The 26,101-nt window shown below is 72.8% G+C and carries 30 protein-coding genes, 1 pseudogene and 2 riboswitches; of the genes and pseudogenes, 17 read left to right on the top strand and 14 right to left on the bottom strand.

The features are described 5' to 3' along the window. The first annotated feature begins 45 nt into the window (after positions 1-45). Positions 46-1,269: a gephyrin-like molybdotransferase Glp gene (gene glp, locus ABZ215_RS26395; protein ID WP_354952412.1), complete on the top strand. Its 1,224-nt coding sequence runs from the start codon at positions 46-48 to the stop codon at positions 1,267-1,269. 63 nt (positions 1,270-1,332) lie between these two features. Here glp and ABZ215_RS26400 read toward each other — a convergent pair whose 3' ends face one another. After that, positions 1,333-1,542, bottom strand: coding sequence for a hypothetical protein (locus ABZ215_RS26400; protein ID WP_037322861.1), 210 nt, complete (start codon positions 1,540-1,542; stop codon positions 1,333-1,335). Between the two features lie 215 nt (positions 1,543-1,757). Here ABZ215_RS26400 and ABZ215_RS26405 point away from each other — a divergent pair, with 215 nt between their 5' ends. The 4 genes and pseudogenes from ABZ215_RS26405 (at position 1,758) to ABZ215_RS26420 (ending at position 4,282) form a co-directional block, all read left to right on the top strand. Then, entirely contained in the window at positions 1,758-2,477 is a 720-nt protein-coding gene (locus ABZ215_RS26405) for a phosphatidylserine decarboxylase (RefSeq protein WP_020416961.1), read from the top strand. Positions 2,478-2,479: 2 nt separating this feature from the next. Next, positions 2,480-3,433 carry a CDP-diacylglycerol--serine O-phosphatidyltransferase gene (pssA, locus tag ABZ215_RS26410; protein ID WP_020416962.1) on the top strand — a complete coding sequence of 318 codons (954 nt, stop codon included), beginning with the start codon at positions 2,480-2,482 and terminating at the stop codon, positions 3,431-3,433. A 242-nt stretch (positions 3,434-3,675) separates the two neighbouring features. After that, positions 3,676-3,939, top strand: a pseudogene (locus ABZ215_RS26415) (nitroreductase family protein); the annotation flags it as partial. Then, positions 3,884-4,282, top strand: a complete 399-nt coding sequence (locus tag ABZ215_RS26420; RefSeq protein WP_354952414.1) for a nitroreductase family protein — start codon at positions 3,884-3,886, stop codon at positions 4,280-4,282. The pseudogene ABZ215_RS26415 and the gene ABZ215_RS26420, both read left to right, overlap by 56 nt. On the opposite strand, the gene ABZ215_RS26425 is transcribed toward ABZ215_RS26420, so the two are convergent. Then, on the bottom strand, positions 4,275-5,210 hold the full coding sequence (locus tag ABZ215_RS26425; protein ID WP_354952416.1) for a zinc-binding dehydrogenase: 936 nt from the start codon (positions 5,208-5,210) through the stop codon (positions 4,275-4,277). The genes ABZ215_RS26420 and ABZ215_RS26425 overlap by 8 nt on opposite strands. Before the next feature lie 84 nt (positions 5,211-5,294). On the opposite strand from ABZ215_RS26425, the gene ABZ215_RS26430 reads away from it, so the two are divergent. Together ABZ215_RS26430 and ABZ215_RS26435 are read left to right on the top strand one after the other, a co-directional pair. Further along, the gene (locus ABZ215_RS26430; RefSeq protein WP_354952418.1) at positions 5,295-5,888 is read left to right on the top strand and encodes a TetR family transcriptional regulator; all 594 of its coding nucleotides are present in this window, start codon (positions 5,295-5,297) and stop codon (positions 5,886-5,888) included. Between the two features lie 4 nt (positions 5,889-5,892). Then, positions 5,893-8,130, top strand: a complete 2,238-nt coding sequence (locus ABZ215_RS26435; protein WP_354952420.1) for an AAA family ATPase — start codon at positions 5,893-5,895, stop codon at positions 8,128-8,130. 52 nt (positions 8,131-8,182) lie between these two features. Here the strand turns inward: ABZ215_RS26435 and ABZ215_RS26440 are convergent, their stop codons facing one another. Together ABZ215_RS26440 and ABZ215_RS26445 are read right to left on the bottom strand one after the other, a co-directional pair. After that, entirely contained in the window at positions 8,183-8,854 is a 672-nt protein-coding gene (locus ABZ215_RS26440; protein ID WP_354952422.1) for a LytR C-terminal domain-containing protein, read from the bottom strand. After that, positions 8,851-9,168: a DUF3263 domain-containing protein gene (locus ABZ215_RS26445; RefSeq protein WP_020416968.1), complete on the bottom strand. Its 318-nt coding sequence runs from the start codon at positions 9,166-9,168 to the stop codon at positions 8,851-8,853. Before ABZ215_RS26445 ends, ABZ215_RS26440 begins: the two co-directional genes overlap by 4 nt. A 128-nt stretch (positions 9,169-9,296) precedes the next feature. Here ABZ215_RS26445 and ABZ215_RS26450 point away from each other — a divergent pair, with 128 nt between their 5' ends. Both ABZ215_RS26450 and ABZ215_RS26455 read left to right on the top strand, forming a co-directional pair. Next, positions 9,297-9,851 (top strand): peptide deformylase, encoded by a 555-nt coding sequence (locus tag ABZ215_RS26450; protein ID WP_017985307.1) that lies wholly within the window; start codon positions 9,297-9,299, stop codon positions 9,849-9,851. Between the two features lie 94 nt (positions 9,852-9,945). Next, complete coding sequence (locus ABZ215_RS26455; protein ID WP_039791290.1) at positions 9,946-10,860, top strand: trypsin-like peptidase domain-containing protein; 915 nt, start codon at positions 9,946-9,948, stop codon at positions 10,858-10,860. Here the strand turns inward: ABZ215_RS26455 and ABZ215_RS26460 are convergent. Beyond that, positions 10,857-11,408 carry a Uma2 family endonuclease gene (locus tag ABZ215_RS26460; protein ID WP_354952424.1) on the bottom strand — a complete coding sequence of 184 codons (552 nt, stop codon included), beginning with the start codon at positions 11,406-11,408 and terminating at the stop codon, positions 10,857-10,859. The two genes, ABZ215_RS26455 and ABZ215_RS26460, sit on opposite strands and share 4 nt — an antisense overlap. Positions 11,409-11,472: 64 nt before the next feature. Further along, positions 11,473-12,195: an alpha/beta hydrolase gene (locus ABZ215_RS26465; protein ID WP_354952426.1), complete on the bottom strand. Its 723-nt coding sequence runs from the start codon at positions 12,193-12,195 to the stop codon at positions 11,473-11,475. Positions 12,196-12,276: 81 nt separating this feature from the next. On the opposite strand from ABZ215_RS26465, the gene ABZ215_RS26470 reads away from it, so the two are divergent. Beyond that, positions 12,277-12,846: a TetR/AcrR family transcriptional regulator gene (locus ABZ215_RS26470; protein ID WP_354952428.1), complete on the top strand. Its 570-nt coding sequence runs from the start codon at positions 12,277-12,279 to the stop codon at positions 12,844-12,846. Here the strand turns inward: ABZ215_RS26470 and ABZ215_RS26475 are convergent. Beyond that, positions 12,789-13,982 (bottom strand): MFS transporter, encoded by a 1,194-nt coding sequence (locus ABZ215_RS26475; protein ID WP_354952430.1) that lies wholly within the window; start codon positions 13,980-13,982, stop codon positions 12,789-12,791. The genes ABZ215_RS26470 and ABZ215_RS26475 overlap by 58 nt on opposite strands. A 107-nt stretch (positions 13,983-14,089) precedes the next feature. Beyond that, a riboswitch (TPP riboswitch) is annotated at positions 14,090-14,216 on the top strand. Between ABZ215_RS26475 and thiC the strand changes: the two genes are divergently transcribed. The 3 genes from thiC (at position 14,209) to thiD (ABZ215_RS26490) (ending at position 17,526) form a co-directional block, all read left to right on the top strand. Continuing rightward, on the top strand, positions 14,209-15,852 hold the full coding sequence (gene thiC / locus ABZ215_RS26480; RefSeq protein WP_354952432.1) for a phosphomethylpyrimidine synthase ThiC: 1,644 nt from the start codon (positions 14,209-14,211) through the stop codon (positions 15,850-15,852). (Overlaps the previous riboswitch by 8 nt.) Beyond that, positions 15,852-16,667, top strand: coding sequence for a bifunctional hydroxymethylpyrimidine kinase/phosphomethylpyrimidine kinase (gene thiD / locus ABZ215_RS26485; RefSeq protein WP_020416975.1), 816 nt, complete (start codon positions 15,852-15,854; stop codon positions 16,665-16,667). Before thiC ends, thiD (ABZ215_RS26485) begins: the two co-directional genes overlap by 1 nt. 25 nt (positions 16,668-16,692) lie before the next feature. Continuing rightward, on the top strand, positions 16,693-17,526 hold the full coding sequence (thiD, locus tag ABZ215_RS26490; protein WP_354952434.1) for a bifunctional hydroxymethylpyrimidine kinase/phosphomethylpyrimidine kinase: 834 nt from the start codon (positions 16,693-16,695) through the stop codon (positions 17,524-17,526). A gap of 258 nt (positions 17,527-17,784) precedes the next feature. On the opposite strand, the gene ABZ215_RS26495 is transcribed toward thiD (ABZ215_RS26490), so the two are convergent. From ABZ215_RS26495 to thiO, 4 genes are all read right to left on the bottom strand, one after another. Next, on the bottom strand, positions 17,785-18,216 hold the full coding sequence (locus ABZ215_RS26495) for a MarR family transcriptional regulator (protein ID WP_020416977.1): 432 nt from the start codon (positions 18,214-18,216) through the stop codon (positions 17,785-17,787). Positions 18,217-18,301: 85 nt separating this feature from the next. Further along, a complete protein-coding gene (locus ABZ215_RS26500; RefSeq protein ID WP_051123488.1) occupies positions 18,302-19,063 on the bottom strand; it encodes a thiazole synthase in 762 nt (253 codons plus the stop codon). Positions 19,064-19,067: 4 nt separating this feature from the next. Beyond that, positions 19,068-19,268 carry a sulfur carrier protein ThiS gene (gene thiS, locus ABZ215_RS26505; RefSeq protein ID WP_020416979.1) on the bottom strand — a complete coding sequence of 67 codons (201 nt, stop codon included), beginning with the start codon at positions 19,266-19,268 and terminating at the stop codon, positions 19,068-19,070. Continuing rightward, a complete protein-coding gene (thiO, locus tag ABZ215_RS26510; RefSeq protein WP_354952437.1) occupies positions 19,268-20,374 on the bottom strand; it encodes a glycine oxidase ThiO in 1,107 nt (368 codons plus the stop codon). The genes thiS and thiO overlap by 1 nt, the downstream gene beginning before the upstream one ends. Then, positions 20,369-20,477: riboswitch (TPP riboswitch) on the bottom strand. Its footprint overlaps the gene before it by 6 nt. A gap of 31 nt (positions 20,478-20,508) precedes the next feature. On the opposite strand from thiO, the gene thiE reads away from it, so the two are divergent. Beyond that, positions 20,509-21,165 (top strand): thiamine phosphate synthase, encoded by a 657-nt coding sequence (thiE, locus tag ABZ215_RS26515; RefSeq protein WP_354952439.1) that lies wholly within the window; start codon positions 20,509-20,511, stop codon positions 21,163-21,165. Positions 21,166-21,487: 322 nt separating this feature from the next. Here the strand turns inward: thiE and ABZ215_RS26520 are convergent, their stop codons facing one another. Continuing rightward, the gene (locus ABZ215_RS26520) at positions 21,488-22,072 is read right to left on the bottom strand and encodes a TetR/AcrR family transcriptional regulator (protein ID WP_237336464.1); all 585 of its coding nucleotides are present in this window, start codon (positions 22,070-22,072) and stop codon (positions 21,488-21,490) included. A gap of 75 nt (positions 22,073-22,147) precedes the next feature. Between ABZ215_RS26520 and ABZ215_RS26525 the strand changes: the two genes are divergently transcribed. Further along, positions 22,148-22,372, top strand: a complete 225-nt coding sequence (locus tag ABZ215_RS26525; RefSeq protein ID WP_354709333.1) for a hypothetical protein — start codon at positions 22,148-22,150, stop codon at positions 22,370-22,372. After that, positions 22,365-23,276, top strand: coding sequence for an alpha/beta fold hydrolase (locus tag ABZ215_RS26530; protein ID WP_354952441.1), 912 nt, complete (start codon positions 22,365-22,367; stop codon positions 23,274-23,276). Before ABZ215_RS26525 ends, ABZ215_RS26530 begins: the two co-directional genes overlap by 8 nt. Before the next feature lie 53 nt (positions 23,277-23,329). On the opposite strand, the gene ABZ215_RS26535 is transcribed toward ABZ215_RS26530, so the two are convergent. Continuing rightward, positions 23,330-24,226: a hypothetical protein gene (locus ABZ215_RS26535; protein WP_354952443.1), complete on the bottom strand. Its 897-nt coding sequence runs from the start codon at positions 24,224-24,226 to the stop codon at positions 23,330-23,332. A gap of 168 nt (positions 24,227-24,394) precedes the next feature. Next, positions 24,395-25,123: a GntR family transcriptional regulator gene (locus ABZ215_RS26540; protein WP_017985323.1), complete on the bottom strand. Its 729-nt coding sequence runs from the start codon at positions 25,121-25,123 to the stop codon at positions 24,395-24,397. 127 nt (positions 25,124-25,250) lie between these two features. Between ABZ215_RS26540 and ABZ215_RS26545 the strand changes: the two genes are divergently transcribed. Beyond that, a partial coding sequence (locus ABZ215_RS26545; RefSeq protein WP_354952445.1) for an SIS domain-containing protein occupies positions 25,251-26,101 on the top strand: 851 nt, incomplete at its 3' end.

A 26,101-nucleotide genomic window follows, 5' to 3' on the forward strand; every position in this document is an offset into this window, starting at 1 on the left:
GGGGGAAGTGTTGCACGGCCACCCCGGCGAGGCAGGATGGTCCGCGTGATTTCCGTCGACACCTACCGCGCCGCCGTCACCGAGCTGCTCGGCACCGCCGCGGCGACCGCGCTCCCGCTGGCCGAGTGCCCCGGGCTGGTGCTGGCCGAGGACGTCCCCGCGGGCGTCTCGCTGCCGCCGTTCGACAACTCGGCCATGGACGGCTACGCGGTGCGCGCGGTCGACGTCGCCTCCGCCACCGCCGCGACCCCGGTCGAACTGCCGGTCGCCGAGGACATCCCGGCCGGGCGCACCGATGTGCCGCCGCTGCTGCCCGGCACCGCGCACCGCATCATGACCGGTGCGCCGATGCCGCCGGGCGCGGACGCCGTGGTGAAGGTCGAGGACACCGACGGCGGCACCGAGAAGGTGTCCATCCGGGAACCGGCCGCGGTCGGCACGCACCTGCGCCGGACCGGCGAGGACGTCACCGCGGGCACGGTCGCGCTGCGCGCCGGCACCGTCCTCGGGCCGGCGCAACTCGGGCTGGCCGCCGCGGTCGGCCTGGACCGGCTGACCGTGCACGCGCCGCTGCGGGTGCTCGTGGTGTCGACCGGCTCGGAGCTGGTGACCCCGCCCCAGGAGCTGCGGCACGGGCAGATCTACGAGTCGAACAGCATCATGCTGGCCGCCGCGATCCGCGCGCTGGGCTGCCGGGTCGAGGTGGTGCGCAGCGTGGTCGACGACGTCGGCGAGTTCCGGTCGGCCATCGAGCCGCGGCTGGCGGACACCGACCTGGTGGTGACTTCCGGCGGGGTCAGCGCGGGCGCCTACGAGGTGGTGAAGGACTCGCTGACCGGCGCGGGCGTCGAGTTCGTCAAGGTGGCCATGCAGCCGGGCGGCCCGCAGGGCAACGGCCGGTGGCACGGGGTGCCCGTGGTGACCCTGCCCGGCAACCCGGTGAGCGTGCTGGTGTCGTTCGAGGTGTTCCTGCGGCCCGCGATCCTGACCGCGCTCGGCCACCGTCAGGTGGACCGGCTGCGGGTGCGGGCGCGGCTCACCGAGTCCCTGCGCTCGCCCGCCGGGCGGCGGCAGTTCCGCCGCGGGTTCTACTCGCACCACGACGGCGAGGTGACCGGCGAGGTCGGCCCGCGCGGTGGCCCCGGCTCGCACCTGCTCGCCGCGTTCGCGCAGGCCAACTGCCTGATCGAGCTGCCGGAGGACGTGGTCGACGCGCCGGAGGGCAGCGAGGTGGACGTGCTGCTCCTGCCGACTGGTACCTCAGTGTGACTTCTTGTAACAGTTGACCTACGACTGGTTACTGATTCGCTTGCGGAGGCTAAGATTCACCCCCTACGGCACCAGCCCGTCACGCCGGGCCGCTGGGCCGTCGGGGGGTTCAGCGGCCCGGCGCGACGAATCGAGAGCTCGCGCGCAGCGCACCAGCGCGACCGCGGTTTCGGTGGACACCAGCCGGGGTAGCGGAACACTGTCGATGTCCGCACGCCATGCCTGGAACAGCTCGGAAAGGCGCTCTTCACGGATGCGCTCCGGGGCCGACATGACGGTTCCTCTCTGCTGTTACTACGGTCTGCATCGGCCGTCGCCACGAATTGTCAGCAACACCCGCCCCGCTCGGGGGCCCGTTCGGCGGGATGCGGAACGGGCCACGCAGACCTGGCGGTAGCGTGGATACCCGGATCGGCGAATCGGCACGCCTGGCCTGGCGTCACGGACCGGTCACACCTTGGACACGAACCAATCGGGACACCGCTTCGATGAGCAGCACTGCGCCGGACAAGGCGAGCAATCCGATCACCCATGCCCTGAACCTCGCGCGCGAGACCTTGCCACCCATGCACCCCGCCGGGCGGCCGTTCGTCGCCGGCGGGGTCGCGGCCACGCTGCTGCTGCGGCGGGCCTGGAAGCCGCTGGGCGCCGTCGGCGCGCTGGCGACCCTGGCGACCGCCGCGTTCTTCCGCGAGCCGAAGCGCGTGCCGCCGGAGCGGGACGACCTCGTCCTCGCCGCGGCGGACGGCATCGTCTCGCTGATCGAGGAGGCCACCCCGCCCGCGGAGCTGGGGCTGCCCGCCGAACCGCGGATGCGGGTCAGCGTCTTCCTCTCGGTCTTCGACGTGCACGTGCAGCGCGTGCCGGCCACTGGGGTGGTCGAGCGCGTCGCCTACCGCCCGGGCAAGTTCCTCTCCGCCGACCTGGACAAGGCCAGCGACGACAACGAGCGCAACTCGGTGCTGCTGCGCACCGAGGCCGGGCACGAGCTGGTGGTCGTGCAGATCGCCGGGCTGGTCGCGCGCCGCATCCTGTGCCAGGTCGCCGACGGCGAGAAGGTCCAGGCCGGGGACACCTACGGCCTGATCCGGTTCGGCTCGCGGGTGGACATCTACCTGCCGCCGGGCAGCGAGGTGCTGGTGCGCAAGGGCCAGCGGACGATCGGCGGCGAGACGCCCCTGGCTGCGCTGCCGGAGCGAGGAGCCTGATCATGGTCCGGGTGATGACTCCGTCGGTGCGGCTGCTGCCCAACGCGATCACGGTCCTCGCGCTGTGCGCGGGCCTGTCCGCCGCGCAGTTCGCGCTCAACCGGCAGTTCGTGCTGGCGATCGGCGCGATCGGCGTCGCGGCCGTCCTGGACAGCCTGGACGGCCGCATCGCCCGGCTGCTCGACGCGACGTCGAAGATGGGCGCCGAGCTGGACTCGCTGTCCGACGCGATCTCCTTCGGTGTCTCCCCGGCGCTCGTGCTCTACATCTGGTTCGGTGACACCTCCGGCATCGGCTGGATCGTGTCGCTGACCTTCGCCGTGTGCATCGTGCTGCGGCTGGCGCGCTTCAACACGCTCCTGGACGTGGAGAAGCCGCCGTACGCGAAGGAGTTCTTCGTCGGCGTGCCCGCGCCCGCGGGTGGCCTGTGCGCGCTGATGCCGGTGATCCTGACGCTGGAGTTCGGCGAGGGCTGGTGGTCGTCGGCGCCGGTCGTCTACGTGTGGACGGTGGCGATCGCGCTGCTGCTGATCAGCAGGCTGCCGACGCTGTCGCTGAAGTCGGTCAAGGTGCCCGCGAAGGCCGCCGCGCCGCTGCTGGTCGGGGTCGGCCTCGCGGCGGCGGCGATCATCCAGTACCCGCTGATCGCGCTGGCCGTCGCGCTGCTGCTGTACCTGGCGCACATCCCGTACGCGGTGCGGCGCTACCAGTGGCTGGCCAACCACCCCGAGGCGTGGGGCGTGCCGCTGCGCGAGCGCCGGGCGATCCGGCGCAGCACGAGCCGCCTGCGCCTGCGGCGGCCGCGGATCCGCGTGGCGGGCAACCAGCGGCTCGGCGTCCGCCGGACGCCGGACCACGTGGTGCGCGGGGTGCGCACGTACCCGGCCGCGGAGAGCCAGGACCGCTCCCGCCGCCGCAGCTGGCGCCGCATCGGCCTGCGCCAGCGCAACCGCTAGCGCAGGCCCCGGACGAACACGTCGAGCTGGTAGCGGAAGTCCTGCACGCCGTCGAAGCCGGCCAGGCAGGCATCACGCGGTGCAGGTTCGGGTGCCGCTGCGGCGTGACGGTGCGGCGGAACCACTCGACGGCCGGGTGGCGGTTGAGCGTCTCGAACGCGTTGAGCCCGAGCGCGCGCAGCCGCTCGGCCCACGGCAGACCCGCGCCGCGATGCCGTCCAGCAGGTCCTGCTTGTGCGCAGATGGACGCGGACGAGCTGCTGGCCACCACCCGCTCGGTGCGGCGGAAGCTGGACCTGGACCGGCCGGTGGAGCAGGAGGTGATCACCGAGTGCCTGCGCGTCGTGATGCAGGCGCCGATCGCGGGCAACCAGCTGGACGCGATCCGCTGGCTCGTGGTCCGCGACCCGGAGCTGAAGGCCCGCGTCGCCGGACCGGTCCGCGAGGTGGGTGAAGCCGCCCAGCGCCAGTACGGCCACCTGGTCGCGCCGCGCTCGCTCGCGTCGGCGAAGTTCCTGCTGGACAACATCCACCGCGTCCCGGCGCTCGCGTTCGCCTGCCTGGCCGGGCGGCCGGACGAAGCTGACCGGGTTCTACGGGTCGATCGACCCGGCGATCCGGAGCTTCCAGCTCGCGCTGCGCGCCCGCGGCCTCGGCAGCACGATCACCGGCTACCACCTGTTCGGCCACGAGGAGGAGGTCGCGCGCCTCCTCGGCATCTCCGAGGGCTTCACCCAGGTCGCGTTGCTGCCGGTCGCCTACACGACGCAGAAGGACTTCCAGCCCGCCGCGCGGCCACCGGTCGAGGAGATCACCTACCTCGACCGGTGGGACGCCCGCGTCAGCTGACCTCCAGGACGGCCTTACCGCGCAGCCGGCGACCGAGCAGCGCCGCGGTCGCCTCGGCATGCCGGGACCAGTCGCCGCGCCAGGTGATCCCGGCGTCGAGGCGGCCCCCGGCCACCTCGGTGGCGAGCCAGGTGAGGTCCTCGGTGAAGTCGGTCCGCGGGTCGGCGAGCAGGAAGAACGTGCTGATCGACCGGTCGTGGCGGCCGTCGGTGGGCACGAACGCGCCGACCGGGAACACGACGTCCTCCCCCGCCGAATGCCCGACGCTGACCAGCCGGCCGCCGGCGCGCAACGCCGTGAACGCGGCCACCATCTGCTCGCCCTCCACGTTGTCGAGCACGCCGTGGACGGGCCGGCTCACCTCGGCCGGGTGCTTGATCACCTCGTGCGCCCCGAGCGCTTCGAGCACGCTCACCTGAGCCGGGTCCGCGCTGACCGCGACGACCTCGGCGCCCGCCCGAGCCGCGAGCTGCACCGCGAACCGGCCGACGCCGCCGGACGCCCCGGTGATCATGATCCGCTTGCCCAGGGTCTGCCCGAACCGCCGCAGCACGTGCAGCGCGGTCAGCCCGGCCACCGGGATCGTGCTGATCGCGCCGCCGTCCGCCCCCTCCGGCACGGTGCCGATCGCGGTGGTCCGCACGGCCCGCAGTTCGGCCCAGGCGCCGGTCATGCCGAGCGTGATCACACGCGTTCCGGCGGCCGGTCCCGAGCCATCGGCGGCGGCCCGCACCACCACGCCCGTCGCGTCCCAGCCCGGCACGCTCCCGTCGGGCAGCTGACCGGTGTCCACCATGAAGGCCTCGCCGTAGTTGAGCGAGACGGCCTCGACCCGCACCAGGGCCTCGTCCGGCGCGGGCACCGGATCGGGCGCTTCGGCCAGCACCAGCCGGGATTCCGCGGATCGGTCGACGACGAGCGCACGCATGTTCTCTCCTCCGAAAGCGATCTTGCGCCCATAGTGCCACTGAGTGGCACTTGCCATCAAGGCGCATCAACTAGACTGATCGCGATGACCACGACCGAGCAGTCGCTCCCGCTGCGGGAACGCAAGAAGCTGCGCACGCGCCAGGCGCTGGCCGAGACCGCCGTCGCCATGTTCACCGAGCACGGCTTCGACGCGACCACGCTCGACGAGCTGGTCGACGCGGTCGAGGTCTCCAAGCGGACCTTCTTCCGCAACTTTTCGTCCAAAGAGGACGTCGCGCTCACCGCGATCAAGCAGCTGTGGGAGACCTACCTCGCTGTGCTCGCGGAGCGGCCGCCGTCCGGACCGCTGCTCGGCGTGCTGAAGGACGCCCTGCTGACGACCCTCGCCAGGCTGGACGACCACTGGTACCGGCAGTTCCTGCCGACGGTCCGGCTGACCGAGGGGTGCGCCGCGCTGCACGCGCACTCGCTGCGGTACTGCGCGGAGGTCAAGTCCGAGATCGTCCGCGTCCTCGGCGGCGGCCCCGATCTCGAGTTGCGGCTGCTGGTCGAGGTCGTGGTCGGGACGTGGAACTGCGCGCTCGCCGAGTGGAGCCCGTCCGGCGAGCGGGACCTGCTGCCGGTCCTCGTCAACCGCGCGTTCGACACCCTTCCGGCCGCGCTCGCCCTAGAGTGAGGGCGTGAGCGCGCCCCAGATCACGTTGACCATCCGGCACACGCCGTCCGCACTCGACACCCGGCGCGGCATCGTCCGCCTGCATCCGGAGGTCCTCGACGCGCTCGGCCTGCGCGCCTGGGACGCCGTGCACCTCACCGGCGCCCGGGTGAGCGCCGCGCTCGCCGCGCCCGGCGACGCGTCCGGGACGCCCGGGTTCGTCTTCGCCGACGACGTCACCCTGTCCAACCTCGGCGTCACCGAGGGCTCGGAGGTCGTGGTCGCGCCCGCGGACGTCACGCAGGCCCGCTCGGTCACCGTCGCCGGGTCGCGGCTGGCCAGCGCGTCGGTGTCGCCGAACACGCTCCGGCTCGCGCTCACCGGGAAGGTCCTCACGGTCGGCGACGCGGTGTCGCTCCTCCCGCAGGACCTCGCCCCGGCTCCGGGCTCGGACGTGACGACCGTGCGCGGCCAGCTGTCCCGCGCGATCGGCGCCGGCTGGACCACCGAACTGCTCACGGTCACGGCGACCGAACCCGGCGGACCGGTCGTGATCTGCCCGTCCACCGTGGTCAGCTGGCGGGACGGCGCCCAGTCGAGCGCCGAGTCGAGCGTCCAGTCGAGCGCACGGTCGAGCGCACCGGCGACGGTGGCCCCGCGCGTGGAACCCGAGGTGATCGCCGAGCCGGAGGAGCCCGCCCCGCCGGTCAGCGACCTGTGCGGCGCCCAGGACCAGGCCCGCACGCTGGCCGAGTGGGTCGACCTGACGTTCCGCCGCCCCGACCTGCTGGCCAGGCTCGGCACCTCGGCCCGGCTGGGGGTGCTGCTGTCCGGCGCGGAGGGCGTGGGCAAGACGACGCTCGTCCGGTCGGTCGCCGCGGCCGAGGACCTGCGCCTGGTCACGCTGGCCGCGCCGTCGATCGCCGTGCTGGAGCCGAACGCGATCGCCACCCGGCTGCGGGAGGCGATCGACCAGGCCGCCGCGGACGGTCCGGCGGTGCTGCTGATCACCGACATCGACACGCTGCTGCCGGCGACGCAGCCGCCGCCCGTCGCGACCGTGGTGCTCGACGAGCTGCGTGGCGCGCTGACGCGCCCGGACCTCGCGGTGGTCGCCACCACCGCTCGCCCGGAGGCCTGTGACCCGCGGTTGCGCGCGGCCGACCTGCTCGACCGCGAGTTGGCCATCCCGCAGCCGGACGCCCGGATCCGCACCGATCTGCTGCGCGTGCTGCTGCGGGACGTGCCGCTGGAATCCACTGTGGATCTCGGCGGCATCGCCGACCGGACACCGGGTTTCGTGGCCGCGGACCTGCTGGCGCTGCGCCGGGACGCCGCGGTGCGGGCCGCGCTGCGGCAGCGGGACGTCGAGGAGCCGCGCATCTCGCAGCAGGACCTGCTGGACGCCCTGCAGTCGGTGCGGCCGATCTCGATGTCCACTTCGGACAGCCTGGCGACCGGCGGGCTGACGCTGGAGGACGTCGGCGACATGACCGACGTCAAGCAGTCGCTGACGGAGGCGGTCCTGTGGCCGCTGCGGTACCCGGACTCGTTCGCGCGGCTGGGGATCGCGCCGCCGCGCGGGGTGCTGCTGTACGGGCCGCCCGGTGGCGGCAAGACGTTCCTGGTGCGGGCGCTGGCCGGCACCGGCGCGCTGAACGTGTTCGCGGTCAAGGGCGCCGAGTTGCTGGACAAGTGGGTCGGCGAGTCGGAGCGGGCGGTGCGGGAGCTGTTCCGCAAGGCGGCCGACGCCTCGCCGTCGCTGGTGTTCCTGGACGAGATCGACGCGCTCGCGCCGCGCCGCGGCCAGTCCGGTGACTCCGGGGTGTCCGACCGGGTGGTCGCCGCGCTGCTCACCGAGCTGGACGGGGTCGAGCCGATGCGGGACGTGGTCGTGCTCGGCGCGACCAACCGGCCCGAGCTGGTCGACCCGGCCCTGCTGCGCCCCGGGCGGCTGGAGCGGCTGGTGTACGTGCCGCCGCCGGACGCGCAGGCGCGTGCCGACATCCTCCGTGCCACCGCCCGCCACACCCCGCTGGCGTCCGATGTGGACCTGGACGAGGTGGCGGCGAGCCTGGACGGCTACTCGGCGGCGGACTGCGCGGCGCTGATCCGGGAGGCCGCGCTCACGGCGATGCGCGAGTCGCTGGAGGCCGCCGAGGTCACGGCGGCGCACCTGGAGACGGCGCGCAAGGCGGTGCGGCCCTCCCTGGACCCGGCGCAGCTGGCCGCGCTGGAGTCCTACGCGAAGAACCGGGCCTGACACGCGGAAAGGGCGGCCGGTAGCGTCGGCCGCCCTTTCCGGAAACCCGGGCTCAGGAACCCTTGACCTGCGAGCCCTTGTAGTCGTTGGTGACGATCACGATGACACCCGGGCTCGCGTCCTGGATGCCGTCGAACCGCGGCTCGACCTTCATGCCGAACGCGGTGGCCAGCGAGCGCGCCGCGGTCTCCTCGTCCGTGCCCGGCGTGTAGTACACCGTCGTCGTCGGGATGATCCCCTGCGGGTAGTTGCCGACCTCGACGACGTTCCAGCCGTTCGCGCGCAGCTCGTTGGCGGCGCGGGCGGCCAGGCCGTGGATCGTGCTGTTGTTGTAGACCCGCACCGGCACCCACTTGGCGGCGGTCTGGTCGGCGGCCGCTCCGCCGTCGCCCGCGCCAGGGGCGCCCGTCGTGCCGCCCGGCTGGGTCGCCGTGCCACCGGGCCCGCCCGGCGTCGCGGTGTCCGTCGGCTGCCCCGGCGGCGGCGTTTCGGAGGTCGGCGGGACCGGGCTCGGCGGCGTCGGCTCCGTGGGGCTCGCGCCCGTGGTCTCGGTGGGCGCTGTCGTCCCGTCCGTGGCCGTCGGGCTCGGCGCCGCGGTCTGGCCGTTGTCCCCGTCGCCGTTCAGCGCGGTGATGCCGCCGATCACGACCGCCACGAGAGCGACCCCGATCAGCACCACACCGGCCAGGCGCAGCGGGCGGGACAGGCCCTGCAGAAAGTTCATAGCGCTTCGATCCCCAGTCGCCGGGCGACCCGTTTGCGCTGCCGCGCGGAGCGCATCTTGCGCAGCCGCTTCACCAGCATCGGGTCGGCGCGCATCGCTTCCTCTTTGTCGAGGAGCTGGTTGAGCAGCTGGTAGTACCGGGTGGGCGAGAGGCCGAACTCTTCGCGGACGGCCTGTTCCTTGGCCCCCGCGTAGCGCCACCACTGGCGTTCGAACGCCAGCACCTTGAGCTCACGGGGCGTGAGCCCGCCCTCGTCGCCGGTGGGCTCGGGCGACGGCCGGTCGCCTCCGGCCATCGACTCCGCGGCGTCCATCTGACTCCTCAAGTCGCAAACCACACGGTTGTGATCCCGCGGGCGCCATTCAACCACGGGTCGAGGGTCCGGTTGTGGGATCACGGCCCGGCGCGTCACGGCTCGTCCGCTGGGTACGATCGCGGATTGTGACCATCCACCCGATCCGGATCGCCGGCGACCCGGTGCTGCACAACCCCACCCGCGAGGTGGAGAAGTTCGACGACGAGCTGCGCACCCTCACCGACGACATGTTCGAGACCATGTACGCCGCCGAAGGGGTGGGGCTGGCGGCCAACCAGATCGGCGTCGACCTGCGTGTCTTCGTCTACGACTGCCCCGACGACCAGGGTGTGCGGCACAAGGGCCTGGTGGTCAACCCGAAGCTGGAGACCTCCGAGATCCCGGAGACCATGCCCGACCCGGACGACGACTGGGAGGGCTGCCTGTCCGCGCCCGGCGAGTCGTACCCGACCGGGCGGGCGAGCTGGGCCAAGGTCACCGGCTTCGACCTCGACGGCAACCCGATCGAGGTCGAGGGCACCGGGTACTTCGCGCGCTGCCTGCAGCACGAGACCGACCACCTGGACGGCTACATCTACCTGGACCGCCTGGTCGGCCGTCACGCGCGCGACGCGAAGCGCATGCTCAAGCGCAACAAGTGGGGCGTCCCCGGTCTGTCCTGGCTGCCCGGCTCGGAGTGAGCTTTCGCCCTCGGTGAACGAGAGGGCTTTCCGCGTGCCCACGAGCGCACACTGGTTATTGATGTAACTGTGTAATCGCGGGGTGGTGGTGGCGGTGGATGACACCGATGCCCTCGACGCCTACTCACGCTCGGTGAGCACGGTGGCCGCCGAGGTGACGCCGCACGTGGCGAGCGTGCGGCTGTCCCGGGGCAGTGGTTCGGCGGTCGTGTTCGCCGACGACGGGCACCTGGTGACGAACGCGCACGTGGTCGGCGGCGGCACGCACGGCACGGCGACGTACTCGGACGGCACCGAGGCGCGGTTCACGGTGGTCGGCGCGGATCCGTTGTCGGACCTGGCCGTGCTGCGCGCATCGGAGGCGCCGAGCGCGGCCCGGATGGGCGACGCGGACAAGCTGGTCGTCGGGCAGCTGGTGGTGGCGATCGGCAGCCCGCTCGGGCTCGCCGGTTCAGTGACCGCGGGCGTGGTCAGCGCGCTGGGCCGGTCGCTGCCGGTGCGCACCCGCAGCGCCGGGCGGGTGATCGAGAACGTGATCCAGACCGACGCGGCGCTGAACCCGGGCAACTCGGGCGGCGCGCTGGCGGATTCGGCGGGCCGGGTGGTCGGCGTCAACACGGCGGTCGCCGGGTTCGGCCTCGGTCTGGCGGTGCCGATCAACGAGACCACCCGGCGGATCATCGACACGCTGCTGGTGGAGGGCCGGGTGCGGCGCGCGTACCTCGGGGTGGTCGGGGTGCCGGCGCCGTTGCCGGACGAGGTCGCCGAGCACACCGGGCAGCGCGCGGGGCTGCGGATCGTGGAGGTGGTGCGCGGCGGGCCGGCTGAACGGGCGGGGCTGCGGCCGGGCGACCTGGTGCTGACCGTGGGGCGCTCGCGGATCACGGACGCGCAGGACATCCAGCGGCAGCTGTTCGCCGAAGTGATCGGCACGAGGCTGGCCATCACGGTGCTGAGGAACGGCGCGATGGTCGACGTGTTCGCGACGCCGAGCGAGCTGGTGAGTTAGAAGGCCGCGGTCGCGAGCACGAGGTCGAACGGCGCGGGAAGGCGGATCTCCTCGCCGAAGGAAACCTGCTCCGAGCGGCGGTAGTGCCCGTCGACGGGATCCGAGAACAGGGTGACCGACGGCTTCGGCTCGGCGTACCGGTCGATCAGGAGGTAGAGGGGCACCGGCGCCTGGGCGTAGGCCCAGAGCTTCTCGACACGATCAGTGCGCGCGTTGCCCGGGGAGACGATCTCCACCACCAGTTCCGCGGCCTCCGCCGGAACGGGCACGTTGTCCGGACGGGACAGCAGTTCGTGGTGCGGAACCACGACCAGGCCGGGCACGTAGAGCCGGCTCGCGCTCCGAATGGAGACGCCGAGCTTCTGCAGGATGGCCCGATCCTCCGGGACCGCCCGCACCAAGGCGCGATGGACCGACGCGGCGATCCTGCTGTGCCCGTTGTCGACGGGCGGCGTCAGTGTCACCCCTGCCGGGGTGATCTCCGCCCGCCAGCCCTCGGGCACGTCGAGGTTCTGCCACTCGCGAAGCCGGGTCTCCCAGTCGCCCACGTGCCGCAGCCTAGAAGGGCGTTTCCCGTGGTCAACCGCGGTCCGGCACGTCTGCCCGCGGCGCTCAGGCGAGCTTCAGCAGCAGTTCGCTCAGCTCCACCGGCGTCGTGATCATGCAGTCGTGGCCCGTGGGCAGTTCCCAGACCTCCGCGGGCGTTCCGTTGGGCTGCACGGCGGGCACGGGGCGGCGCGAGAAGCCCTCCGGTTTCACCGTGCAGTGGATGTGCGTCCGCGGGATCGCTCGCGTCGCCGGGTTGTCCAGCCGCACCGGTTGCTGCAGGCAGCGCACCGGCTGGTCGGACAGCATCGTGCGCAGCCAGGCGATGTCATCAGGATCCGTGACGCCGAACAGGCCGGCCGGCGGCGGCAGCTCGGGCATCGGCGGGACGCGCCAGCCGCTTTCGGAGGCCAGCGCCAGGTCGATCAGCCCCTGGGTGACGGGCAGGACGTCCGCCGCGGATTCGCCGTCCTCCGGGACCATCGCGTCCAGGTACACCAGCCGCGCGACCCGGTCCGGCAGCTCGTTCGCCACCGACGAGATCACCAGCCCGGCGTAGCTGTGCCCGACGAGCACCACGTCGGTGAGGTCCTCCGCGCGGATCAGCCCGGTCACGTCCGCGACGTGCGTGTCGAGGCCGACCTCGGGGCCGGCCAGGTGCGCCGTGTCGCCGTAGCCGGTCAGCGTCGGCGCGAGCACGCGGTGCCCGGCCGCCTCCAGCAACGGCGTCACCCGCGTCCAGCACTCCCCGGTGTGCCACGCGCCGTGCACCAGCAGGTAGGTCGTCATCGTTCGCTCCGATCAGAAACGGGACACTGTCCCGGTTAACATACGGGACAGTGTCCCGCTTAGCTACCACCGGGTGGGAGAATGGACGGCGTGGACGACAGCGCACCCAAGCGGGCCGACGCGCGGCGCAACCAGAAAGCCCTGCTCGACGCGGCGGCCGCGGTCTTCGTCGCGTCCGGGGTGGAGGCACCGATCCGCGACATCGCGGCCAAGGCGGGCGTCGGGACCGCCACGATCTACCGCCACTTCCCCACCAGGGCGGACCTGATCATCGCGGTCTACCGGCACCAGGTGGAAGCGCTCGCCGAGGCCGGTCCGGCGCTGCTCGCCGCCAGCGCGACCCCGTACGCCGCCCTCGCGGAGTGGCTCGACCGGTTCGTCGACTTCGTGATCACCAAGCAGGGCCTGCCCGCCGTGCTGCAGTCCGACGACCCCTGCTACGACCCCCTGCACTCCTACTTCCTGGAGCGGCTCGTCCCGGTCTGCACACAGCTGCTCGAAGCCGCGTCGGGCGAGATCCACGGCGACCTCGACGCGTACGAGCTGATGCGCGGCATCGGCGGTCTCTGTGCGGGCGCGAGCAGCAAGCACCCCTACGACGCGCGCCGCCTGGTCGGCCTCCTCGTCGCCGGGCTGCGCCGGCCGGACTGAAAACCTCGGGCGCGGTGGAGAGCTGACACGACCAGCCCGCCGAGCACGCCGACCGCGCCCAGCAGCGGCAGCGCGCCCAGCGCGGCGCCGGCCGACAACGCGCGCCCGCCCAGCCACGCGCCCGCGCTGATGCCCAGGTTGAAGATCGACGTGTAGACCGCGACCGCCAGCGTCGGCGCTCCGGCGGCGGCCACCACCACCCGCGTCTGCAACCCGGGGACCAGCGCGAACGCCACCGCGCCCAGTGCGAACACGCCGACTACCGCCCCGGCTCGCACCGAAGCGATCGCCGCGAAGAGGACCATCGCCGCCGCCAGCGCCGCGATGAGCACCCGCAGCGAAGCCCACGGCCACCGGTCCGCGAGCCGCCCGCCTGCCAGGTTCCCGCACAGCGCCCCGGCGCCGAACACCATGAGCAGCACGACCACCCCGCCGGGCGGGAAGATCCGGCCGAGGATCGGCGACAGGTAGGTGTAGGCCACGAAGAACCCGGTCTCCGTCACCAGCGTCACCGCCAGCAGCACCAGCACCGGCCGCGTCACCAGCGCCCGCAGCTCCGGTCCCAGCCGCGGCGGTTCCGCGGTCCGGGCGGCGGGCACCAGCAGCGCCACCGCCGCCATCGCGGCCAGCGCCACGACCGCCAGCAACCAGAACGACGTCCGCCACCCGTACGCCTCACCCACTAGGGTGCCCAGCGGCGCGCCGAGGACGGTCGCCAGGTTCAGCCCGGTCGACACGAACGCGATGGCCCACCCGCGCTTCGACGGGTGGACCATCGACGCGGCCAGCACGAGCGCGATCGCGAAGAACGTGCTGTGCGTCAGCGCGGTGACGACCCGCGCGGCCAGCAGCACGCCGAACCCGGTCGCGCTCGCCGCGAGCGCGTTGCCCGCCGCGAACACCGCGACCAGCCCGAGCAGCGCCGCCTTTCGCGGCACCCGCAGGGTCGCGGCCGTCACGAGCGGACCGCCGATGGTCACCGTCAGCGCGTACCCGGCCACGAGCAGGCCGGCCGAGGGCACCGGCACCCGCAGGTCGGCCGACAACGCGGGCAGCAGTCCGATCACGAGCGTCTCCGCCGTGACGACCACGAAGAGACAGGCGCCGAGCGCGATCAGCGCGGCCGTGGTTCGCATGATCGTCAACCTAGAGGCTGACACCGGTGTGAAACTCCAGCGCGGGTGAGCGGTCTCACCGTCGTGCTCTTGAGGTCTGCCGCGCGACGTGGCATGGTCGGACGGACAACCGAACACGCGGGAGCTCGCGCCTTGGCGGGCTGAGAGGGCGGCTGGTGTCCGTTGGGACCCGGCGCCGCCGACCGCTGAACCTGACCGGGTAATGCCGGCGTAGGGAGTATTTCTAGTGACGACGCTGGAAAACGGCAAGAACGTCGCGCCGACCGTGACCACCGGGCCGATCACCGGATCCCGGAAGGTCTACCACCACACCGAAAACGGGCTGAAGGTCCCGGCCCGCCGCATCGAGCTGACCAACGGCGACCACTTCGACGTCTACGACACCTCCGGCCCGTACACCGACCCCGACGTCGCGATCGACGTCCACAGTGGACTAGCGCCGCTGCGTGCCGACTGGATCGCGAACCGGGAGCACAACACGCAGCTGGGCTTCGCCAAGGCCGGCGTGATCACCCGCGAGATGGAGTTCATCGCCGCGCGCGAGCGGGTCACGCCCGAGTTCGTGCGCGACGAGGTGGCCGCGGGTCGGGCGGTCATCCCGGTCAACCGCAACCACCCGGAGAGCGAGCCCGCGATCATCGGGAAGAACTTCCTGGTGAAGGTCAACGCGAACATGGGCAACTCGGCCGTGTGGTCGTCGGTCGAGGAGGAGGTCGACAAGATGGTGTGGGCGACCCGCTGGGGCGCCGACACGATCATGGACCTGTCCACCGGCAAGCGCATCCACGAAACCCGCGAGTGGATCATGCGCAACTCCCCCGTCCCGGTCGGCACCGTGCCGATCTACCAGGCCCTGGAGAAGGTGGACGGCGATCCGGCCAAGCTGTCCTGGGAGGTCTACCGGGACACCGTGATCGAGCAGTGCGAGCAGGGCGTGGACTACATGACCGTGCACGCCGGCGTGCTGCTGCGCTACATCCCGCTGACCGCGAACCGGGTCACCGGCATCGTCTCCCGCGGCGGTTCGATCATGGCCGCGTGGTGCCTGGCGCACCACAAGGAGTCGTTCCTGTACACGCACTTCGAGGAGCTGTGCGAGATCCTGCGCGCCTACGACGTGACGTTCTCGCTCGGCGACGGCCTGCGCCCCGGCTCGATCGCGGACGCCAACGACCGCGCCCAGTTCGCGGAGCTGGAGACGCTCGGCGAGCTCACGCACACCGCGCGCGCCCACGACGTCCAGGTGATGATCGAGGGCCCCGGCCACGTGCCGATGCACAAGATCAAGGAGAACGTGGAGCTGGAGGAACGGCTCTGCGGCGAGGCCCCGTTCTACACGCTCGGTCCACTCACGACGGACATCGCGCCGGCCTACGACCACATCACCTCCGCCATCGGCGCGGCGCAGATCGGCTGGTACGGCACGGCGATGCTGTGCTACGTGACGCCGAAGGAGCACCTGGGCCTGCCCAACCGGGACGACGTGAAGGCGGGCGTGATCGCGTACAAGATCGCCGCGCACGCCGCTGACCTCGCCAAGGGCCACCAGTACGCCCAGGACTGGGACGACGAGCTGTCCAAGGCCCGCTTCGAGTTCCGCTGGACCGACCAGTTCAACCTCTCGCTCGACCCGGACACCGCGCGCTCGTTCCACGACGAGACACTGCCCGCCGAGCCCGCCAAGACGGCGCACTTCTGCTCGATGTGCGGGCCGAAGTTCTGCTCCATGCGGATCACCCAGGACGTCCGCAAGTACGCCGAGGAGCACGGGCTGTCCACTGTGGATGCGATCGAGGCCGGGATGCAGGAGAAGTCGGCCGAGTTCGCCGAGAACGGCAAGCAGGTCTACCTCCCGGTGGTCCAGCCGTAATGAGCGTCACCCCGAAGACCGCGCTGACCATCGCCGGGAGCGATTCCGGCGGTGGGGCGGGGATCCAGGCCGACCTGCGGGCGTTCTTCGCCTGCGGGGTGCACGGGATGACCGCGATCACCGCGGTCACCGTGCAGAACTCCGTCGGTGTGCAGGGCTTCACCGAGATCCCGCCGGACGTCGTGTCGGCGCAGATCAAGGCCGTTGCCGGGGACATGGGCGTGGACGCGGCCAAGACCGGCATGCTGGCGACGGCGGAGATCATCACCGCCGTCGCCAAGACGCTCGACGAGGTCCACATCGGACGCAACGCGGACGTGCCGTTCGTGGTGGACCCGGTGGCGGCGTCGATGCACGGGGACGCCCTGCTGCGCGAGGAGGCGCTGGAAGCCATCCGCACGGAACTGTTCCCGCGCGCGACGCTGGTGACCCCGAACCTGGACGAGGTCCGGCTGCTCACCGGCGTCGAGGTCACCGACAGGGCCAGCCAGCGCGACGCGGCACGGGCGCTGCTGGCGCTGGGTCCGATGTGGGTACTGGTCAAGGGCGGGCACCTCTACGACGACCCGGAGTGCGTCGACCTGCTGTCCGACGGCGTGCAGTTCATCGAGCTGTCCGCGCGGCGAATCGACACGCCGCACACGCACGGCGGCGGCGACACGCTGGCCTCGTCGATCACCGCGTTCCTCGCCAAGGGGCTCGGGGTGCCGGACGCGGTGGACGAGGGCAAGCGGTTCATCGAGCGGTGCGTGGCCGAGGCGTACCCGCTGGGCGAGGGCGTCGGGCCGGTGTCCCCGTTCTGGCGGCTCGCTTGATCGGCGGGTTTGCGACACTGGGGGCATGAGCCAGAACGCGAGTCCGCCTGCCGCCCTGACCATCGCCGGATCCGACTCCGGTGGTGCCGCGGGGTTGCAGGCGGACCTGCGCACGTTCCTGACCTGCGGGGTGCACGGCCTCGTCGCGGTCACGGCGGTGACCGTGCAGAACACGCTCGGCGTGCACGACCGGTCCGACATCCCGGCGCGGATCGTGGCCGGGCAGATCGAGGCCGTGGCCGCGGACATGGGCATGCAGGCGGCGAAGACCGGCATGCTGGCCTCCGCGGAGATCATCGAGGCGGTCGCGGAGGCGTGCGACCGGGCGGAGATCGGGCGGGACTCGAAGGTGCCGTTCGTGGTCGACCCGGTGGCCGCGTCGATGCACGGGCACCCGCTGTTCGACGCGGCCGGGCTGGCCGCGCTGCGGGACCTGCTGCTGCCGCGGGCCGCGGTGATCACGCCGAACCTGGACGAGGTGCGCCTGCTGACCGGGATCGAGGTGACCGACCGCGCGGGCATGCACGACGCGGCGGTGGCGCTGAAAGAGCTCGGGCCGAAGTACGTGCTGGTGAAGAGCGGTCACCTGACCAGCGACCCGGAGTGCGTGGACCTGCTCTACGACGGCCGGACGTTCATCGAACTCCCCGGGCCGAGGTTCTCCACGCCGCACACGCACGGCGCGGGCGACGCGATGGCGTCGGCGCTGACCGCGGGCCTGGCGCGGGGCATGTCGATGCCGGAGGCCGCGCGGTTCGGGAAGTGGTTCGTCAGCAACGCGGTCGCGAACTCCTACCCGATGGGCGCGAAGGTCGGCCCGGTGTCGGCGTTCTGGAGGCTGGCGCCGGAGGATCGCTGAGCCGCGAGGTTCCCACACCCGCGGGTTTCGGGCTCAGGGCTGGGAGGTCCGCGCTCCGGTCCATGGGGCCCACGCTCCGGGGCGCGGGTTCCGCGCCGCCGCCCCGCGGGTCCCACGCTCTCGGGCGGAGTCGCACGCGAGTCCCGCGCTCCCGGCGCGAGTTCCGCACTCCCCGGCGCGAGCCCGCTCTCCGGTCGCGAATTCAGCACCCCCGGCCGCGAGCGACGCCTCCCCGCCACCGCGCACCCCGGGCGCGGGTCAGCTCTCGTCGCCGGCCAGCAACGCCTCCAGCGCCGGCAGCGCCTGACCCAGCGCGGCCTGGTGCTCCGGCGACAGGCGGTCGATCCGCTTCTGCAGCTCGTGCACCCGCGTCGACCGCAGGTCCAGCAGCATCCGCTCGCCCTGCGGGGTGGCCGTCGCCAGCCAGGCGCGCCGGTCGATCGGGTCGGGCTCGCGGCTCGCCCAGCCGGCGTCGACCAGCGAGGCGACTATCCGCGACATCGTCGCGGCCGCCACGCCCTCCTTCGCCGCCAGGTCGCCGAGCCGCATCGGCCCGAAGGCGACCAGCGTCGACAGCGCGGAAATGGAGCCGTGGCCGGGCCCGGGTGTGCCTGCCTGCCGCAGCGACCGGGACAGCCGGCCGACGGCGAGGAACAACCGCCCAGCGACGTCCTCGGTTGACTCAACCACTCTCGAGCTCCTTCGCCTCGCCGACCGCTCGGGTGCGCTAAACCATACGTGCTCGCCGCGGCAAACCGAGGTGAAGCCGGGTTTTTCAGCGCGGCGGGCTGGACGCGTGCGCCCAGAACCGCTGCGGGATCCGGCCCGCCTGCCGGGCCAGCCGCCCGGCGACCACCGCCGAGCGCATCGCGTACGCCATCCGCTCCGGGTCCTGCGCCCTGGTCACCGCCGTGGACAGCAACACCGCGTCGCACCCCAGCTCCATCGCGAGGGCCGCGTCGGAGGCCGTGCCGATGCCCGCGTCGAGGATGATCGGCACGCCCGCGCGGGCCACGATCAGCTCGATGTTGTGCGGGTTGCGGATGCCCAGCCCGGTGCCGATCGGCGCGCCCAGCGGCATCACCGCGGCGCACCCGGCCTCCTCCAGCCGCAGCGCGAGCACCGGGTCGTCGTTCGTGTAGGCGAACACGGTGAACCCGTCGGCGACGAGCTGCTCGGCCGCGTCGAGCGTCTCGACCGGGTCGGGCAGCAGCGTCCGGTCGTCGGCGTGCACCTCGAGCTTGATCAGGTCGGTCTCCAGCGCCTCGCGGGCCAGGCGCGCGGTCAGCACGGCCTCCGCGGCGCTGCGGCAGCCCGCGGTGTTCGGCAGGAGCCGGATCCCGAGGCGGCGCAGCAGGTCCAGCACACCGGAGCCGCCCTCGGCGTCCGCGCGGCGCAGCGCGACCGTCGTCAGCTCGGTGCCGGACGCGACGAGCGCCCGTTCCAGCACCGACAGGTTCGCCGCGCCACCGGTTCCGATGATCAGCCGTGACCCGAGCTTGTGCTCGCCGATCACGAGCTGGTCGCCGTCGAACATGACCTCACCCACCTTGCACCGCCGTCAGGATCTCCAGCCGCGCGCCGGCGGGGACGGTCCTGGCCGTCCACTCGCCGCGTCGCACGACCTCGCCGTTGAGGGCGACCGCGACGCCGCGCTCGGGCGCGTCGACCGCCTTGAGCACGTCGGTCACCGTCGCGTCGTCGGGGACCTCCCGCCACTGCCCGTTGACTTGCACTTCCATCAGACCCCTCCTGTTCCGAGCCGGGCCGGGTCCGCCGCGAGCGCCTCCTCGGGCGGTTTCTCCCCGGCCAGCCAAGCCACGACGGCGTCGGCGGTCACCGGCGCCATGAGCAGACCGTTGCGGTGGTGACCGGTCGCGGCGAGGACGCCGTCGCCGAGGTCACCGATGAACGGGAGCGTGTCGGTGCTGGCCGCGCGCAGCCCGGCCGCGGTTTCGATCAGCTCGTACTCGTCGATGCTGGGGAAGATCCGCTCGGCGCCTTCGAGCAGCTCGCGCACGCCGCGGGCGCTCACGGTGTCGTCGAAACCGGCCTCGTACTGCGTCGCGCCGAGGACCAGCTCGCCGCCTTCGCGCGGCACGAGGTACACCGGTCGCCCCTCGACGACGGCGCGCACCGTGCGCGTGGGCGGTGGCAGGCTCGTGCGCCGCGCGCGCAGGCGGAGGATCTCGCCCTTGAGCGGACGGACACCTCGCGCGAGCACCGGGTGCAGCCGGGCGCTGTGCGCGCCGGCGGCGACGACAACGACGTCGCACCGGACCTCGCAGTGGGCCGTGCGGACGCGGCCGGGCTCGACAGCCACCGCCTCGTCGCCGGTGAACTCGGCGCCGTGCTCGAGCGCGGCGGCTTCGAGGGCGCGGAGCAGCTTTCGGTTGTCGACCGCCAGGTCGCCGGGCACGAGCAGGCCGCCGCGCACCGCGCCGAGCCCGGGTTCGAGCGAGCGCAGCCTGCGGCCGGTGACCTGCTCGACCTCGCGGCCGACCGACCGCAGGTAGCCGGCGAGGATGTCCAGCTGGTCGGCGTCGGCCCGGTCCAGTGCCACGACGATCGTGCCGGCCCGGGACAGCCCCGGGTCGCCGCCGTCTGCCGCAAGCGCTTGCGCGAACGTGGGCCAGCGCCTGAGGGACTCCTCGCCGAGAGCGAGGGAGTCCTCCTCGCCGGGCCAGGCCTCGGTGACGGGGGCCAGCATGCCGCCGGCGACCCAGGACGCGCCGCGGCCGGGCGCGGGGTCGACGACGGTGACGCGGTGCCCGGCCGCCGCGGCGCGCCAGGCCACGGACAGGCCGATGACCCCGCCGCCGACGACGGCCACGTGCTGGTTGCTCATGAGAATCACGCTCCCTGCGCCGGCATGATCCGGATCAGGTTCCACGGTCGGAGCGCTGGCAGCTCCCTCTCAGCCCGTGGCTCGGGCTCCCGTGCGGACACCTCCACCCTAACGTGCGAGATAGGGTTCAGGCCATGCCAGGGCTCAGTGGTGACGAGATCAGGAAACGCCTCGACGCGGCGCGGCTCTACCTGTGCACCGGGGACCGGCCGGACCTGGCCGAGTTCGCCGACGCCGCACTGGCCGGCGGCGTGGACATCATCCAGCTGCGGGACAAGCGGGACGGGGCGCCGCTGGAGGCCCGTCAGGAGTTGGCCGCGCTGGAGATCCTGGCGGAGGCGTGCGCGCGGCACGGGGCGCTGCTGGCGGTGAACGACCGGGCGGACATCGCGGCGGCCGTCGACGCCGACGTGCTGCACCTGGGGCAGGACGACCTGCCGGTGCCGCTGGCGCGGCGGGTGATCGGCGACGAGCCGGTGATCGGCCGCTCGACGCACGACCGTCCACAGGCCGAGGCCGCGGCTGTGGAAGAAGGTGTGGACTACTTCTGCACCGGCCCCTGCTGGCCGACGCCGACGAAGCCCGGCCGTTCCGCGCCGGGCCTGGACTTGGTGCGCTCGACCGCGGCGCTCGACACCGCGCGCCCGTGGTTCGCCATCGGAGGCATCGACGCCGAGCGGCTGCCGGAAGTGCTGGCGGCGGGCGCGTCGCGGATCGTGGTGGTGCGGGCGATCACCGAGGCCGAGGATCCGGCTGCGGCCGCTCGCGCGCTGCGGGCACAGCTGGACTGAGCCGGGCAGCTCGGCGCCTGCACCTCAGGCTCCCGACCGCACGCGCTGGCGAACGGCCGCGCCCTCACCGCCACCCGCGCGCGGCTCTCTGGCCCGGACACGGGCGGGCCGCCAGCGGCCGTCACGCGACCGGCTGCCCGAGGAGCTGGCGGCGGCCGCCTCACGATCGTGATGGCTCGCGCCATCACCGCCGCCCGCGCGCTGCGGGCACAGCTGGACTGACACGGGCCGTCGTGGCCGTGGCTCGCCCGAGCGGTAGCCGAGTGTGGTTCCGCCGCGGTCAAGCCAGACCGACGGACGCCCCAGAACGGCGGGGAGGCTCTCAAGCCACCCGCAGGCGGTCGAGCCGCTCGTGCAGCATCGCGCGAGCCGACTCCGCCGTGCGGCGGCCGAGCAGGATCTGCACCGTGAGGCCGTCCGCGAGGGCGATGAGCGTCTCCGCCTCCGCCGGGACATCCACGCCGGCCCGCACCTCGCCGGCGTCCTGCGCGGCCCGCAACAACACGGCGAGCAACTCCGCCAGCCCGGCGTAGTGGCCGCGCTGCACCTCCGCCAGCGCGGGGTCGACCGCCGACTGCGCGGTGAACGCCATCCACACCCGCGCCTCCACCGGGTCGTCGGCCGCGAGCATCGCCGTCAGCGTCTCCGCGAGCATCGTCACCGGTGACGCGGAACCGCCGATCCTGGCCTGCGCCCGCTCGCTGATCCGCCGGTTCACGTGCTCCTGCGCGAAGACCAGCATGTCCTCCTTGGTGCTGAAGCACCGCTGGACCGCGCCCATCGACACGCCCGCCTCACCGGCCACCTCGCGCAGGCTCACGCCCTCCAGCCCACGCCGGCTGATCAGCGCGCACACGGCGTCCGCGATCTGCCGCCGCCGGTCGTCGTGGTCGATCTTCCTGGGCATGCCGCCACTGTACCGATGCGAGCGCATCGGATCGTGCTACGGTTTCGATGCAGTCGCATCGGAAACGGAGGCGCCATGAACAACGCCCAGAAAGCCCGCTGGATCGTGGGCACGCTCCTGTTCGTCCAGGGCTTCGGCTCGGCCGTCACGGACGCCCTGTGGAACACCACGTTCGGCGTCGCCGGCCTGCTCCGGGCCGCCGGCTTGCCCGGCTGGTTCGACCACGTGGCCGGCACCGTCGGCGCGATCCTGCTGATCTGGGCGCTCACCCGAACCAGCAGGGCGACCGGCCGTGCGTGAACTCGGCCGCCGGGCCTTCCTCGGCACGACCGCGCTCGCGGCCGCGGGCTGCACCCCACCAAAGGCAACCACGGCGGACCCGGTCTTCGTGCTCGTCCACGGCGCCAACGGCAACGCGGGCTCCTTCGCCCCGGTGGTCGCCGAACTGACCCTCGCCGGCCACCGGGCCCTGGCCGTCGACCTCCCCGGCCACGGCCCGCGGGGACACTTCCCGGTCAGCTACCAGACCCCGCAGGACCTGGCCGTCTTCGCGGCCGAACCGTCACCGCTCGCGGGGATCACACTGGCCGACACCGTCGCGCACGTCACCGCCGTGGTCCGCCGGGCGGCGGCGCTTGGCCCGGTGGTCCTCGTCGGCCACAGCCTCGGCGGCGCGACGATCACCGGCGTCGCCAACCAGGTCCCCGGCCTCGTCGCCCGGCTGGTCTACCTGTCCGCCTTCTGCTGCGTCCGCCTGCGCAGCGTTCTCGACTGCTTCCTGACCCCGGAAGCGGCCGGCTCGCTCCTGCCCGCCATCCCCGGCATCGGGGATCCGCAGGCCAACGGCGTGGGACGGACGAACTGGCGGTCGGCGGACCCCGCGTTCCTCGCGGCGGCGAAGGCCGCACTCGCTGCGGACTACGCGGACAGCACGTTCCGCGCCGCCCTGAACGCGATGGAGCCCGACGAATCGTGGGCCCTGACCACCGGTGACGCGCGCGGCGACCCGGCGACGTGGGGCCGGGTGCCGCGCACCTACCTGCGCTGCACGCGGGACCGGGCCATCCCCCTCGCGCTGCAGGACCGGATGATCCGGGAGGCCGACGAAGCGACCCCGCGCAACCGGTTCGACGTGCGCGACCTGGACGCGCCCCACCTCGGCCCCGAGGACCCGCGCGAACTGGCCGTCCTGCTCGCCGGCTGACACGAAACAGGCCCTTCGCGAAAACTCGCGAAGGGCCTGTGGCCGGTTTCGGATCAAGGACTGCTCGGTGCCGTGGTCGCCGTTTCGGATGCGGCGGACGGCGTTTCCTGGACGCTGGTGCTCGGCGTCGTCGTCACGGGGGACTCGGTCTCCTCGGCGCTGGACGACGTCGTCGGCGCGCTGCTCGTGCTCGCCGGCGCCCGCTCGTCCTCGCTCGTCGAGCTCTCGGTGACCGTCGTGACCTGCGTGGTCGTCGTCTCGGCGCCGCCGGAACCGCCGACCACCCGGCCCAGCGTCGTCCCGGTGCCGCCGGACACGGTGCTCCCGGTCGCCGCCTCGAAGCCGGTGATCGCCAGCATCCCGACCACGAACGCCACCACACTGGTCGCGACCGCGAGCGTCCACCGGCTCTTCCACCAGGGCTTCGCGGCGGCGGGCGGCGCCTCCTCCTCGACCGGCTGGTCCACCGGCTTCGGGATGAACACCGTCTTCTCGCCGCCCCCGGAACCGCCCTGCCCGGCCACCGGCATCCGGCGCGTCGTGCCGGACAGCGGTGGCGTGATCGGGTGCACGACCCTCGTCGGCATCTCGGTCAGCTGCGTGGCCGGTCTTCGCTGCGCGGCCCCGTTCTGCTGGTGCCTGATCAACGGGTGCGTCGACCGCGGCGCGACCGCGGGCGGCACGACCTTCGTCTGCTGCCGGGTCTCGGCCACGGCCAGCAGCTCGGCCGTCTTGCGCGCGGCCGCCCGCGTGCTGCGCAGCGAGCGCAGATAGATCTCGCCACCCACGGTCGTCACGATGCTCGCGACACCGGCGCCGATGACCGTGCCCGCCACCCCCAGCGTGGAGCCCAGGAAAGCAGCCGTCACCGCGGCCAGCGCCGACGCCACCACCTGCGCCGGAGACAGCCCGGACTTCTTCTCGGCGCTCTCTTCCTTCTCCTCGGTCATGATCGCGGTGTGTTCGCTCTCCCTCTCGTGTTAACCCCATCGTGTCCAACGTGTTTGTCGATTGAGATGCTCCCAGCGTTGCCGGAAGGTGACGCAGGCCACTCTCAACGTCCACAGTGGACACGACGGGCTTAACGATCCCTTGACAACGCAAGGGATCTTGGAGAGTTACGGGCGCCGCAGCGTGGTCACGAACTTGTACCGGTCACCGCGGTAGATGGACCGCACGAATTCGACCGGTTTGCCGTCCGCGGCGAACGAATGCCGCGACAGCAGGAGCATCGGGGTGCCGACGTCGGCGCCGAGCAGGTCCGCCTCCTGCGGCCCGGCCAGGGCGGTCTCGATCGTCTCCTCGGCGCTGTCCATCTCCACGCCGTAGTGCTCGCGCAACACAGCGTACAGGGAACCGCCCGCCGACACGTGTTTGCGCAGGCCGCGGAACCGGCCGAGCGGCAGGTGCGTGGTCTCCAGCGCCATCGGCTCGCCGTCGGCCAGCCGGAGACGGCGCATCCGCAGCACCTTCGCGCCGTTGCGGATGCCGAGCAGCTTCGCCAGCTCGGGCTCGGCCGTCAGCTCCTCGACCTCCAGCAGCTTCGACGACGGCTCGCGACCCTTCGCCCGCATGTCCTCCGTGTAGGACGACAGCTGCAGCCGCTGCGCGAGCTTCGGCTCGGCGGCGAACGTGCCCTTGCCCTGCACCCGGTGCAGCCTGCCCTCGGCGGTGAGGTCCGCCAGGGCCTGCCGCACCGTGGTGCGGGAGACCGCGAACTCGGTGGCCAGCGAGCGTTCGGTGGGAATCGGCGAACCCGGCGGCATCGTCTCCAGCAGGTCGAGCAGATGCTGCTTCAACGCCCAGTACTTCGGTTCGCGCTGACCGCGCGTGGCTGACTCCAACATGACCGACTCCTCCTCGAACCGCGCCTCCGGCGCAGGATGAAACTACCCTTTCCGGATGGAACCGCGCCCGGGGTAGCATTGGTCTAGACCTCCGAAGGGATCCAGCATGAGCAACCCCGGACAGCACATGGCCGCGGAAATCGCCGAACAGCCCGCCGTTCTGGGCGGCCTGGTGGCCCGCCGCGGGGAGATCGCCGACGTCGCCGCCGCCATCTCCCGGCGCCCGCCGCGGTTCGCACTGCTGGCCGCGCGCGGCTCCAGCGACCACGCGGCGCTGTACGCGAAGTACCTCATCGAGGTCCTGCTCGGGCTGCCGGCCGGGCTCGTCTCGCCCTCCACGGTGACCCTCTACGGGGCGCGCCCCGACCTGCGGGACGTGCTGCTGGTGTCGGTCAGCCAGAGCGGCGGCTCGCCCGACCTGCTGGAGTTCACCCAGACCGCCCGCAAGCAGGGCGCGCTGACCGTCGCGGTCACGAACACCCCGGCCTCGCCGCTGGGCGGCGCCGCCGAACTGGCCGTCGACATCGGGGCCGGCACCGAGACCGCGGTGGCCGCCACCAAGACGTACTCCGCGACGCTGCTCGCGTTGTACCTGCTCATCGACGCCGTCCGGGGCGGCGACTCGTCCGCCGCGGCCGAGATCGAACCGCTGGCGCGGCAGGCGCTGGAGGTCGACGTGCAGCGCGCCGTGGACCGGTACCGCTTCGTCGACCGGATCATCACCACCGGTCGCGGCTACTCCTATGCGACCGCGCTGGAGTCCGCGCTCAAGCTCGCCGAGACCAGCTACCTCGCCGCCCGCGCGTACAGCGGCGCGGACCTGCTGCACGGGCCGGTCGCGGCCGTCGACGAGGAGACCGCGGTGCTGGCGATCACCGGTGCCGGGCGGGGCGGAGCCGCCCTGCGCGACGTGCTCACCGCGGTCGCCGAGCGCGGCGCCGACGTGCTGGCGCTCGGGTCGTGGGGGGGGCTGGTGCC

Source organism: Amycolatopsis sp. NPDC006131, assembly GCF_040614175.1.
GTDB classification, from domain to species: domain Bacteria; phylum Actinomycetota; class Actinomycetes; order Mycobacteriales; family Pseudonocardiaceae; genus Amycolatopsis_E; species Amycolatopsis_E tucumanensis.